We start from the raw sequence: 12,681 nt of genomic DNA on the forward strand, positions 1-12,681 counted from the left end.
CATGGTGATCGATCCTGAATCTCGCCCTGCGTCAGGCGGACTTGCTGTGAACCACTGGACTCAACTCACCCTGACACGCAGGGTATCGACGTCGAGGCCTGAATGAGCGAGGTGCAGACGGGTGCCCGTGCCTTCGGGGTGGAGTGTCCAGGTGAGCGTCGAGTCAAGACTGCCCTCGGCGAACGTATGAGCGAAGAGGGTCTCAGGTTCGACTCGGGTGACGGTGCACGGCTGCTGGCCGAAGCCGCCCATATCGAGGGTGAAGGCGTGCCCGACGACGGGCGCGACGTCGCCGAGCGCCCACCACATCGCGAGGATCTCGGGTTCGGTGAGTGCCCGCCACACTGTGCGGGGCGGATGGGTGAGGAACTGATCGACGTCGATCGTGCGTTCGTCGGTCATCGCTGGCCTCCAAGAAGTCGTGAATCTGGGCGACGCGCCGCGCGGCGTGGGCGACATGCGACGCGCCACTCGGCGTGGGCGACATGCGAAGCATCGGTCGGTGGCGGCGCGCAACGCCGGTCGTGGCCGCTGGCAACGTCAGTCCGAGATCGTACCCCACACGCGCGGCCGCAAAAACAACCCTGGCACACGTAGGGTCTGCCGTTAAGGCTCTGACGTGCTGAGCTGCCGAGGCGTTATGCGACTGCGGGGATGATTGGCGGCTATAGGTATGAATTGTCGGCACGGGGGTCGATTCGACGGCCGGAGGTTTCGGCGCGGCGCGGCGTGGGGAGACGGGCGCGGTGGGGAGCGCGCCGGGTTCGAGGGGAGTGCTGATGGTGACCGCGCGGCCGCGGGCGACGGTGCCCGCGGCCCCGCGGTGGGGTGAAGCGACCGTGCGCTCAGGCCTGGGGCGTGTAGACCGCGTTCTCTGCCGGCTGGACGACGACGAAGCCCGGGCCATGGAAGGCGAGCTGGATCGACTCGCCGGAACCGCGGCCGAAGAACGATCCGAGGCTGACGTCGGTCTTGATCTGCGGGGCGAGCGAGGAGGACCAGCACACGGCCGACTGCGGGTCGACGAAGGTCGGCTGCTGGGAGGCGTCGAGGACCATCGGGTCGCCCTTGCAGCAGATCGCGGCCGTGCCGGTGCCGCTGAGTTCGAGGTTGAACAGGCCCGATCCGCTGGCGAGCGCGCCGACGCCGCCCTTGATCCGCTTGATCTCCCACGCGAGAGCATCGTCGAAGGCGAGGAGGTTGGCAGTGTTGACGGTGAGCGCATCCTGCTGGCCCTCAAGGGCCATCATGAAGATATTCGAGGCCTCGCGGGCGAAGAAGACCTCGCCGTTGCCTTCGACGCGCATGACGTTGCCGCCCTCACCGGTCGCGGCCTTCTTCATGAACTGGCCGACCGACTTCGATCCCTGGTGGGAGAAGCGGACGTCGCCCTGGTAGGCGACCATGGCGCCCTTCGTGGCGATCATCGGCGCGTCCGGCGTGATCACGGTCCGCAGCATCTTGCTCGACTGCAGGGTCCAACGGTCGCGGTTCTGCACCTCGGCGTTGCGCTGGGCAAAGAGCTCACTTCTCATCGTCTGTCATGCCTTTCTCACCAGGAGGGACCCAGTGCCCCTTCCTTCGTCGTCTCAATCGTAGAGGGATTCCGCGCCGGTGAGCGGGCGAATGATGTGGTGATTCTGGAACACGGGTGAATTCGGTGCGAACACGACGCAGGGCGGAACCGGGATGGTCCCCGATTCCGCCCTGCGTCCTGGCGTCGGCCCTCAGGCCTGCGGTTCGAACTCGATCGCCGAGATGGTGATCGCGTCCCCGCCGACGTCGGTCGTGAGCGTCTGCACCCGTCCGGCGGCCTTGAGGTCGCCCTCCGCCGAGGCGACGGCCCCGGTGATCTGGGCCGGAGCCTCGATCGAGAGGCTGAGCACCGGAGTCTTCTGCGAGACCTTCGCCTCGGTCTTCGCCCGCCGGATCTCGCTGAGCACAGCCGCCACCGAGGTGAGCAGGGCCGGATCGACCGAGCCCATCGGATCGATGAGCTGCTCCCTGCCCGGCCACGGCGCACGGTGGACCGACCCGGTCCGCCACCACGACCACACCTCTTCGGTGACGAAGGGCATGATCGGCGCGAACAGCCGCAGCAGCACGTCGAGGGCCGTGGCCAGCGTCACGTGGGCGGAGAGCTGATCCTCCTCGGTGCCCGCACCGTACGAGCGGTCCTTGACGAGTTCGACGTAGTCGTCGGTGAACTCCCAGAAGAAGCTCTCGACCTCGCGCAGGGCGTGGGCGTAGTCGTACGCGGCCATGTGCTCGGTGGCACTCGCCGTGACCTCGCCGAGGCGCACGAGCAGCGCCCGATCGAGGTCATGGGTGACCGAACCGACCTGTCCGACGAGTCCGGCGTGGACACCCTGGGCGAGAGCGAACTTCGAGGCGTTGAGCAGCTTCATCGCCAGCCGCCTGCCGATCTGCATCTGCGAGACGTCATAGGCCGTGTCGGCGCCGAGCTTCGCACTCGCCGCCCAGTAGCGCACCGCGTCGGGGCCGAACCCCGGCTTCGCCTCGGCGAGGATGTCGGAGGGGACGACGACGTTGCCCTTCGACTTCGACATCTTCTTCCGGTCGGGGTCGAGGATCCAGCCCGAGAGGCCGGCGTGCCTCCACGGCGCCGCGTCGTTGAGAGAGTTCGCGCGCACGATCGTCGAGAACAGCCACGTGCGGATGATGTCATGGGCCTGCGGGCGCAGGTCGAACGGGAAGACGGTCTCGAAGAACTTCTCGTCCCGGCTCCACTTGCCCAGCAGCTGCGGGGTCAGCGACGACGTCGCCCACGTGTCGAGGACATCGGGGTCGGCGGAGAACCCGCCCGGCTGGTCGCGCTGGTCCTCGGTGAAGCCCGCGGGCACCTCGGCGATGGGATCGACCGGCAGCGACTCGGGAACGATCGGGTTCTCGTAGTCGGGTTCACCGGCCTCGTCGAGGCGGTACCACAGGGGGATGGGCACGCCGAAGTAGCGCTGCCGGGACACGAGCCAGTCGCCGTTGAGGTTCTCCACCCAGTTCTCGTAGCGCGAGCGCATGAACGCGGGGTGCCAGTCGATCTCCCGCCCGCGGGCGATGAGCTCGTTGCGCAGCTCGGCCGAACGCCCGCCGTTGCGGATGTACCACTGGCGGGAGGTGACGACCTCGAGCGGCTTGTCGCCCTTCTCGTAGAACGGCACCGGATGGGTGATCGCTTCGATCTCCCCGACGAGGTCGCCGCTGTCCCTGAGCATCTCCGCGATGTCCTTGCGGGCGGTGAACGTCGTCTTGCCCGCGAGCTGCTCGTAGTTGGCCACGGCGTCGGGCTTCGGGGAGGCGGCGATCCACTCGGGCACCTCGAGGCTGAGCCGTCCGGCGCGGTTGACGACGGCGCGGGTGGGCAGGTCGAGCTCCCGCCACCACGTGACGTCGGTGAGGTCGCCGAAGGTGCAGACCATGGCGATGCCTGTGCCCTTGTCGGACTTCGCGAGCTCGTGCGCCCTGACCTCGACCTCGACGCCGAAGAGGGGAGAGACGAAGGTCGTGCCGAAGTGCGGCTGGTAGCGCTCGTCGTCGGGGTGGGCCACGAGGGCGACGACAGCGGGGATGAGCTCGGGCCGCGAGGTGAGGATGATGATCGGGTCGGCCGAGGTGTCAGCGAGACCGTCAGTGCCCTGCGGGAAGAACCTCACCTTGTGGTAGGCGCCCTCCTTCTCCCGGTCCTCGAGTTCGGCCTGGGCCACGGCGGTGCCGAAGGTGACGTCCCACATCGTCGGGGCATCCTGCGAATACGCATGCCCACCGGCGAGGTCGGCGAGGAACGCCCGCTGGCTCACAGCACGGGAGGTGTCGTCGATCGTCCGGTACGTGTACTTCCAGTCCACGGACAGGCCGGTGGAGCGGAAGAGGTCCTCGAAGACCTTCTCGTCCTCAGCCGAGAGCTGCTCGCAGAGTTCGATGAAGTTCCGCCGGGACACGCGCACGAAGTCCCGGGAGTTCTTCGCCGGCTTCGCCGGCGGTTCGAAGTCGGCATCGTAGGGCTGGGAGGGATCGCAGGTGACCCCGTAGTAGTTCTGCACACGCCGTTCGGTCGGCAGGCCGTTGTCGTCCCAGCCGAGCGGATAGAAGACGTTCTTGCCCTGCATCCGCTGGAAGCGGGCGATGATGTCGGTCTGGGTGTAGGAGAAGACGTGGCCGACGTGGAGGGATCCCGACGCCGTCGGCGGGGGAGTGTCGATCGAGTAGACCTGCTCACGGTCGGTGTCGACGTCGAACGCGTAGACGTCGGACTCGCTCCAGGCGGCATCCCATTTGTCGCGAAGTCCTTCGAGGGCCGGCTTGTCCGGCAGGCTGACTGACTCGTGCGTCGAGTCTTCGTAGGCAGGTGAGTTCATAGTTGTCGATTTTCTCACTCGCACCCCGACTCGCCAAACCGGTCCCGGACCTCGCACGCGCGCCTCACCGGCATGCGGAGCGGCCCAGCCCCGCGGCAGGAGCAGGTCCGGAGATGAGACGATGGGGACATGGCGACCTTGGACAAGATCGGAACAGAGAATCCGCCGCCCACCTCGACGGGCTGGATGAATCCGGCCCGCGCCTTCGCCATCGTCGCGGTCGTCGCCATCCACTCCCTCGGCACTGTCGTCGAGGAGAACTTCGCCGCACAGGGCCCCGACTGGTGGGTCGCGAACGTCATCGACTCCGCGTGCCGCTGGTCGGTGCCCGTGTTCATCATGATCTCCGGCGCCCTGGCCCTCGACCCCCGTCGCGGCACCGAGCCGCGGAAGTTCCTCTCCAAACGCGTGTGGCGCATCGGCATCCCGCTCGTGTTCTGGACGGTCGTCTACGTCGCCTTCCGACGCTTCTACCTGCTGCCGCCCGATTCGGACTGGAACGCGTTCCTCGCCATCCTCTCCGGTTCGCCCTTCGTCCAGCTCTACTTCCTCTACGTCCTCGCCGGGCTCACCCTTCTCACCCCTTTCTTCAGGCTGCTCAGCGTCCACGGCTCGCGGCGCCTCCAATGGGGGACGGGGCTGATCTTCCTCGGCATCGGCATGGTCGACCAGTTCGTGTCGATGATCTTCTCCGTCGGGGAGGCGAACATCGCCACCCGCTTCCTCCCGATGGCCGGCTTCTACATCCTCGGTTGGGTGCTCCGCGACGTCGTGCTCTCCACCCGCGGCGTCGTCTGGGCCTGGGTCGCCTTCGTCGCGGCGACGGCGACGACGGCACTGTGGGCGGGTTTCGGACCCGGCGAGAAGCCGTGGCTCTACCCGTACGAATACCTGTCCCCGGGCGTCGTCATCGCCTCCCTGGCCGCCTACCTCCTCCTCCACCACTACATGCGCACGGGCTTCCGGTTCCTCCACTGGTTCTACCCGTACTCCTTCGGCGTCTTCCTCCTCCACCCCCTCGTCCTCTATCCCCTGCGCAACGAGATCGGCCTGCCGACGACCGTGCCCGGCGTCCTCGTCCACGCCTTCGTCATGCCCGTCGTCTACACCGTCATCTGCGTCGCGATCACATGGGTGGCGGTGAAGATCCCCGGAGTCCGTGCCGTCTTCGGCGAAGGCGGTCCCCGCAACCCCTCACCACCGCCGAGGCGCTCGGCCTAGTCCCGCACACCGGATCGTCCCAGCCCCGCCCCCGTCACGACTCGTAGACTGGCCCCACAGTCAGTCAGCGAGCACAGAGGAGTGGGAAGAGATGAGCGCACTGCGGGCAGTGGTCACAGGAGCGAGCTCGGGCATCGGCGCGGCCACCGTGCGTGACCTGCGGGAACAGGGTTGGGACGTCGTCGCCGTGGCCAGACGCGAGGACAGGCTCTCCGCCCTGGCCGAGGAGACCGGGGCGACCGCGATCGTCGCCGACCTCACCGACGACGCAGCCGTGGCCGCGATGGCCGCCGAGGTGCTCGCCGGCGGCCCTGTCCACGCCCTCGTCGCCAACGCCGGAGCCGCGTACGGCACCGACACCGTCGCCGAGGCCTCCGTCGAGGGGTGGCGGGACATGTTCGACATCAACGTCCTCGGCGTCCTCCGCGTCGTCAAGGCGTTCCTGCCCGCTCTCATCTCATCGGGCCGCGGCGACATCGTCGTCATGTCCTCGACCGCGGGCCATCAGGCCTATGAGGGCGGCGGAGGGTACGTCGCCGCCAAGCACGGCACGCACTCGATCGCCGCGACCCTGCGCCTCGAACTCGCCGGTGAGCCGGTGCGCGTCATCGAGATCGCCCCGGGCATGGTCGCCACCGACGAATTCACGCTCAAACGCGTCGGGGGAGACGCCGAACGCGCAGGCAAGGTCTACGAAGGGGTCGAGAACCCGCTCACGGCCGAAGACGTTGCCGACGCCGTGACGTGGACGCTCACCCGACCGCACCACTTCAACGTCGACCTCATGGTCATCCGCCCCATCGCCCAGGCAGCCCAGCACAAGGTCGCCCGTAACAAGGGGCTCTGAGAAGGGAGAGCACACCGCCCACAACGCCGTCTCCGCGCTGCCCGCAGCGCAGTCCGCACCGCCCGCCGCGTGCCCGGCGCCGCACGGCACCCGGCGCCGCCCGGCACCCGGCGGGTGGTCCGGGGCTGCGGACAGGGTATAGAATCGGGACAGCGATGATCCGGCCATCACCGGGGAGCATCCGGAAGAACAGCGACTCCGACCGCCTCGGCGGTCGGCCTCGCCCATTAGACCCGGACGGTTGGACCCGTCATCGTCCGCCGATGAGCGATCCGCTCGCCGCCGCCCCGCGGTGCGAACGGATAAGCGGGGTGGTACCGCGGCAGTGATGTCGTCCTCGCGGCACGTGACCGCTGCTACGCACAAGGACGCTCATGACGCAACCGCTCTACCCCAAGGTCTCGACCTCCGCCTTCGGCCTCAGCGCCTCCCCGAACTTCCCGGAGATCGAGCGCGCCGTGCTCGAGTACTGGAAGCAGGACGACACCTTCCAGGCCTCGATCGACGAGCGCGACCCGGGCGAGAACGGCTCGAACGAGTTCGTCTTCTACGACGGCCCTCCCTTCGCCAACGGCCTGCCCCACTACGGTCACCTCCTCACCGGATACGTCAAGGACGTCGTGCCGCGGTTCCAGACGATGCGGGGCAAGAAGGTCGACCGCCGGTTCGGCTGGGACACCCACGGCCTGCCCGCCGAGCTCGAGGCCGAACGCCAGCTCGGCATCACCGACAAGTCCGAGATCGGCCGGATGGGACTCGCCGCCTTCAACGACGCGTGCCGCGCCTCCGTGCTGCGCTATACGAAGGAGTGGGAGGAGTACGTCACCCGCCAGGGACGCTGGGTCGACTTCGACAACGACTACAAGACGCTCGACGTCAACTACATGGAGAGCGTCATCTGGGCGTTCAAGCAGCTCTGGGACAAGGGCCTCGTCTACGAGGGCTACCGCGTCCTGCCCTACTGCTGGAAGGACCAGACCCCGCTCTCGAGCCACGAGCTGCGGATGGACGACGACGTCTACAAGATGCGTCAGGACCCGGCGGTGACGATCGGGTACAAGCTCGTCGGCGCGGACGAATGGGTCCTCATCTGGACGACCACCCCGTGGACGGTGCCCTCGAACCAGGCCGTAGCCGTCAACCCGGAGATCCCGCTCGTCGCCGTCGTCCCCGGCCCCGACGGTGCGCCCGAACTCCAGCGCAAGACCCTCATCCTCGCCGAGGCGCGCCTGAGTGCCTACGCCCGTGAACTGGGGGAGAACCCGGAGATCCTGCGCACCTTCCCCGCCGGCGAGCTCGTCGGCCGCGAGTACGAACCGCCGTTCCCTTACTTCGAGGGACGCCAGGACGAGTACGGGCAGAGGATGCACACGATCCTCTCCGCCGACTTCGTCACCACCGAGGACGGCACCGGAATCGTCCACCAGGCACCGGCCTTCGGTGAGGAGGACAAGGAGCTCACCGACTCCTACGACATCCTCGCCGTGCGTCCCGTCGACGATGCCGGCCTCTTCGATGCGCTCGTACCCGATTACCAGGGCGAGCAGGTCTTCGACGCGAACCGGCCCATCATCCGGGACCTGCGCGACCACACCGGTCCGCTCGAGGGCCGTCATGCCCTGCTCGTGCGTCACGAGAGCTACGAGCACTCCTACCCGCACTGCTGGCGCTGCCGGAACCCGCTGATCTACCGCGCGGTCTCCTCGTGGTTCGTCCGCGTCACCGAGTTCAAGGACCGGATGGTCGAACTCAACGAGCAGATCAACTGGGTGCCGGAGAACGTCAAGTACGGCCAGTTCGGCAAGTGGCTCGAGAACGCCCGCGACTGGTCGATCTCGCGCAACCGGTTCTGGGGTTCGCCGATCCCCGTCTGGATCTCCGATGACCCCACGTACCCGCGCACGGATGTCTACGGTTCGCTCGCGGAGATCGAAGCCGACTTCGGCCGCCTCCCGGTCAACGACAAGGGCGAGGTCGACCTCCACCGTCCGTGGGTCGACGACCTCACCCGTCCCAACCCGGACGACCCGACGGGCAGGTCGACGATGCGCCGGATCCCGGAGATCTTCGATGTGTGGTTCGACTCGGGCTCGATGAGCTACGCCCAGGTCCACTACCCGTTCGAGAACGCCGAATGGTTCGACAACCATTTCCCGGCGGACTTCATCGTCGAGTACATCGGCCAGACCCGCGGCTGGTTCTACCTCCTCCACGTGCTTGCCACCGCGATCTTCGACCGCCCGGCGTTCCGCAACGTCATCTCCCACGGCATCGTGCTCGGCTCCGACGGGCAGAAGATGTCCAAGTCCCTGCGCAACTACCCCGACGTCAACGAGGTCTTCGACCGTGACGGCTCGGATGCGATGCGCTGGTTCCTCATGGCGTCGTCGATCCTGCGCGGCGGCAACCTCGTCGTCACCGAACAGGGCATCCGCGACGCCGTGCGCCAGGTCGTGCTGCCGCTGTGGAACACGTGGCAGTTCTTCGCCACGTACTCCAATACCGCGGATCCTGCGGCCGGGGTCGACGAAGCCGGCGACCGTTCCGGCTACCGCGCGCAGAAGCGCTTTGAGTCCTCCCAGGTCCTCGACCGCTACCTGCTCGCGAAGACCCACGACCTCATCGCCGACTTCGCTGCGGCCATGGACGACTTCGACGTCTGGGCTGCCTGCGAGATCGTCCGCAGCTACCTCGACATGCTCACCAACTGGTACGTGCGCCGCTCTCGGCGCCGCTTCTGGTCGGGCAGTGCAGAGACGCACGAGACCTTCGACGTGCTCTACACGTGCCTCGAGGCCTTCTGCCGGGTAGCAGCCCCGCTGCTGCCGTTCACGGCCGAGGAGATCTACCGCGGGCTCACCGGTCACCGGTCGGTCCACCTCGAGGACTACCCGGACGCCGAGGCGTTCCCGGCCGATCCCGAGCTCGTCGCCGCGATGGACCTCACCCGCGACATCAGCTCGACGGCCTCCTCGGTGCGCAAAGCCAACCGGCTGCGCGTGCGCCTGCCGCTAAACCGCCTCGTCGTCGCCAGCGGCGAGCACCTGGGGCCGGAGTTCACCGACATCATCGCCGATGAGCTCAACGTCCGCACCGTCGAATCGCTCGACCTCGCCGAGGCGGAGGCCGCCGGGTTCTCGCTGTCGCAGAACCTCGTCGTCAACGCCCGTGCCGCAGGTCCCCGCCTGGGCAAGCAGGTGCAGGCGGCCATCAAGGGCTCGAAGTCCGGTGACTGGTCGGTGAGCGAGGACGGAGTCGTCACCAGCGGCGGCGTCGAGCTCGTCGACGGCGAATACACGCTGGAGTCCGTCGCCGAATCCGGTTCCGAGGGCATGGAGCTCGCCGCCCTCGACTCCGGCTTCCTCGCCCTCGACACCCGGGTCACCCCGGAACTCGAGGCCGAAGGGGTCGCCCGGGACACGGTGCGCGCGATCCAGGGCATCCGCAAGCAGCTCGACCTCAACGTCGCCGACCGGATCACCGTCGTCGTCGAAGCCGAGGATGCGGTCACCGCGGCGCTGCAGGCGCACCGGGACCTCATCAGCACCGAGACCCTGGCGACGGGACTCGACTTCGCCTCGCTCGACGGCACAGCCGAGGTCTTCGCCCCCGAAGAGCTTCCCAAGGGAACCCGGATCGCGGTGGTGAGGGCATGAGCTCGGAGGCATTGACCCGCGTGTACGCGGCCCTGCTCACCAGGGCGGGGGAGACGCAGATCGAGGTCCGCCTCGATGCGACGAAGCGAGCCGTCGAACTCCTCGGCGACATCCACCGGGCAGCGCCCGTCATCACCGTCACCGGCACCAACGGCAAGACCTCGACGGCGCGGATGATCGATGCGATCCTCACCGCCCACGACCTGCGGGTGGGCCGCTTCACGAGCCCGCACCTGCACTCGGTCACCGAACGGGTCTCCGTCGACGGCGCGCCGGTCCCCGATGAGGACTTCGTGCGGATCTTCGATGAGATCGCCCCCTACCTCGACATCGTCGACGCGGAACTCGCCGAGGCGGGTCGGGAGCGCCTGACGTACTTCGAGGTGCTCACGATCCTCGCCTTCGCGATCTTCGCCGACGCTCCCGTCGACGTCGTCGTCGCCGAGGTGGGCATGGGCGGGGAATGGGACTCGACGAACGTCGCCGACGCCCAGGTGTGCGTGTTCACCCGCATCGGCATGGACCACCAGGCCTTCCTCGGCGACACCCTCGCCGAGATCGCCGCGACGAAGGCCGGCATCCTCAACCGCTCGATCGACCCGAGCCCGGCCCCCGAACCGACCGCGGTCATCGCCCTGCAGGAGGACGAGGCGCTCACGGTCCTCGACGCCGAAGTCGCCGCACGCAGCGTGCCCACGCTCGTCGAGGACCGGAACTTCCGGCTCCTCGAGCGGCAGCGGGCCGTCGACGGTCAGCTCATCTCCGTCCAGGGTCTGCGCGACGTCTACAGCGACCTCTTCCTCCCGCTGCACGGTGAGCACCAGGCGCACAACGCCGCGGTCGCCCTCGTCGCCGCGGAGACCTTCCTCGGCGATGAGGACAAACCCCTCGACCGCGACACCGTGGCCGAAGGGCTGTCCCATGTCACCTCGCCCGGGCGCGCCGAACTCGTGCGCACGGGACCGGCCGTCCTCGTCGACGGGGCGCACAACCCGGATGCCGCCCGGGTGCTCGCCGATACGATCGCCGAGGCGTTCGACTTCGACTACACCGTCATCGTCCTCGGCATGCTCGCCGACAAGGACGTCCACGGCGTCCTCGAGGCCCTTCACCGTTCGGCGGATGCCTTCGTCGTCACCGCACCGGTGAGCGATCGGGCGCTGGAGGTCGACACGCTCGCCGCGGCGGCCCGCGAATGGGTCGACGAGGACGCGGTGCTCACAGCGCCCGACCTCAATGCGGCTCTGATGAAGGCCTTCGACCTCGTCGAAGCCTCTGCCGCCGAGCGCCCGGGTGTCATCGTCACCGGCTCGCTCTACACCGTCGCCGAGGCGCGTGTGCTCCTCGGTCGGGAGGAGGGGGAATGAAGTCGAAGTATCCCGTGCTCGCCGGGTCGATCCTCATCTGCGAACTCGTCGTCGTCTACTTCGCCGCGCTGACCGCGTTCGGTCTCACGGTGAAGACGAACGGCACGCTCACCCTGCCCCAGCTGCTCATCGGTGCCTCGGTCATCGCCGTGGTCGCGATCGTCGCCGTCGTCCTCCTGCCTCGGCAGATCGGTCAGCGACGTCCCGGGGTGGCCATCGGCTGGTTCGTCCAGGTCCTCCTCGTCGCCACCGGCTTCATCATCCCGGCGATGTTCTTCGTCGCAGCGATCTTCGTCGCCATGTTCGCGGTCTCGGTCTACTGGTCGGCGCGCATCGACCGTGAGGTCGTCGAACGCGCAGCGCAGGGCTGAGCTGGGCGCGGGGAACTGCGTCGGGCGGGCAATACTGAGTCGGACACAGATCCTGCGTCGGGCACCGATTCTGCGCTAGTAGACTTGCCAACGTTGATCTCTTCGACCGGAAGGACCGGAATGGAACGCACGCTCATCCTCATCAAACCCGACGGAGTCGCTCGCGGGCTCGTGGGACAGATCCTCTCCCGCATCGAAGCCAAGGGCTACTCGATCGATGCGCTGAGCATGCGCACGGCCACCGGCGAGGAGCTCGCTGCCCACTACGCCGAGCACGAGGGCAAGCCGTTCTACCAGCCGCTCGTCGACTTCATGTCGGAGGGCCCGATCGTCTCGATCGTCGCCTCCGGTCAGGGAGTCATCCCCGGCTTCCGGTCACTGGCCGGCGCCACCGATCCCACGGCGGCCGCTCCCGGCACGATCCGCGGCGACCTCGGACGCGACTGGGGCGAGAAGGTGCAGAAGAACCTCGTCCACGGTTCGGACTCGGCAGAGTCGGCCGAACGTGAGATCGGGATCTGGTACCCCGACCTCTGAGCACGGACACCTCAGCTCGGCACCGCTCGGAGCTGAACCCCACCTCGGGGATGCTCGAGCGTCGGTGATGCTGGATGCAGTCGCCCACCTCGGCGACCATCACTCGTCGGTAATGCTGGGTGCGGTCGTCCACCTCGGCGATGCTGGGCTGCGAATACCCCACGGGACAACTCGTCTCGTGGGGTATTCGCACATTCACCACCTCTGGCCGGCGCACCCAGCCGACCAAACCAGCAACCGCAACCGGGCACGAGCGGCCAACCCTCACCTCAAGCGGCTCGTCCTACCTCTGCACGGGTAGGACGAGAC

9 protein-coding genes are annotated in these 12,681 nt (G+C 67.8%); 6 read left to right on the top strand and 3 right to left on the bottom strand.

The features are described from left to right. Window positions 1-60 precede the first annotated feature (60 nt). The 3 genes from AAHA49_RS17475 to valS form a co-directional block, all read right to left on the bottom strand. Window positions 61-402, bottom strand: coding sequence for an SRPBCC domain-containing protein (locus AAHA49_RS17475; RefSeq protein WP_342039142.1), 342 nt, complete (start codon window positions 400-402; stop codon window positions 61-63). Window positions 403-845: 443 nt separating this feature from the next. Next, complete coding sequence (locus AAHA49_RS17480; RefSeq protein WP_063249770.1) at window positions 846-1,535, bottom strand: AIM24 family protein; 690 nt, start codon at window positions 1,533-1,535, stop codon at window positions 846-848. Window positions 1,536-1,727: 192 nt separating this feature from the next. Beyond that, window positions 1,728-4,373, bottom strand: a complete 2,646-nt coding sequence (gene valS, locus AAHA49_RS17485; RefSeq protein ID WP_342039143.1) for a valine--tRNA ligase — start codon at window positions 4,371-4,373, stop codon at window positions 1,728-1,730. Window positions 4,374-4,502: 129 nt separating this feature from the next. On the opposite strand from valS, the gene AAHA49_RS17490 reads away from it, so the two are divergent. The 6 genes from AAHA49_RS17490 to ndk all read left to right on the top strand — a co-directional run bounded on the left by AAHA49_RS17490 (window position 4,503) and on the right by ndk (window position 12,372). Further along, window positions 4,503-5,594 carry an acyltransferase gene (locus AAHA49_RS17490; RefSeq protein ID WP_009375400.1) on the top strand — a complete coding sequence of 364 codons (1,092 nt, stop codon included), beginning with the start codon at window positions 4,503-4,505 and terminating at the stop codon, window positions 5,592-5,594. A gap of 91 nt (window positions 5,595-5,685) precedes the next feature. Further along, window positions 5,686-6,441 carry an SDR family oxidoreductase gene (locus tag AAHA49_RS17495; protein WP_009375402.1) on the top strand — a complete coding sequence of 252 codons (756 nt, stop codon included), beginning with the start codon at window positions 5,686-5,688 and terminating at the stop codon, window positions 6,439-6,441. 374 nt (window positions 6,442-6,815) lie between these two features. Then, window positions 6,816-10,097, top strand: a complete 3,282-nt coding sequence (gene ileS / locus AAHA49_RS17500) for an isoleucine--tRNA ligase (RefSeq protein WP_342039144.1) — start codon at window positions 6,816-6,818, stop codon at window positions 10,095-10,097. Then, a complete protein-coding gene (locus AAHA49_RS17505) occupies window positions 10,094-11,464 on the top strand; it encodes a bifunctional folylpolyglutamate synthase/dihydrofolate synthase (RefSeq protein WP_342039145.1) in 1,371 nt (456 codons plus the stop codon). Before ileS ends, AAHA49_RS17505 begins: the two co-directional genes overlap by 4 nt. After that, window positions 11,461-11,835, top strand: a complete 375-nt coding sequence (locus AAHA49_RS17510) for a DUF4233 domain-containing protein (RefSeq protein WP_342039146.1) — start codon at window positions 11,461-11,463, stop codon at window positions 11,833-11,835. The genes AAHA49_RS17505 and AAHA49_RS17510 overlap by 4 nt, the downstream gene beginning before the upstream one ends. Before the next feature lie 120 nt (window positions 11,836-11,955). Then, window positions 11,956-12,372 (top strand): nucleoside-diphosphate kinase, encoded by a 417-nt coding sequence (gene ndk / locus AAHA49_RS17515; RefSeq protein WP_342039147.1) that lies wholly within the window; start codon window positions 11,956-11,958, stop codon window positions 12,370-12,372. The last annotated feature ends 309 nt before the right edge of the window (window positions 12,373-12,681 follow it).

The sequence above is a fragment of the Brevibacterium ammoniilyticum genome, assembly GCF_038429965.1.
GTDB lineage: Bacteria > Actinomycetota > Actinomycetes > Actinomycetales > Brevibacteriaceae > Brevibacterium > Brevibacterium ammoniilyticum.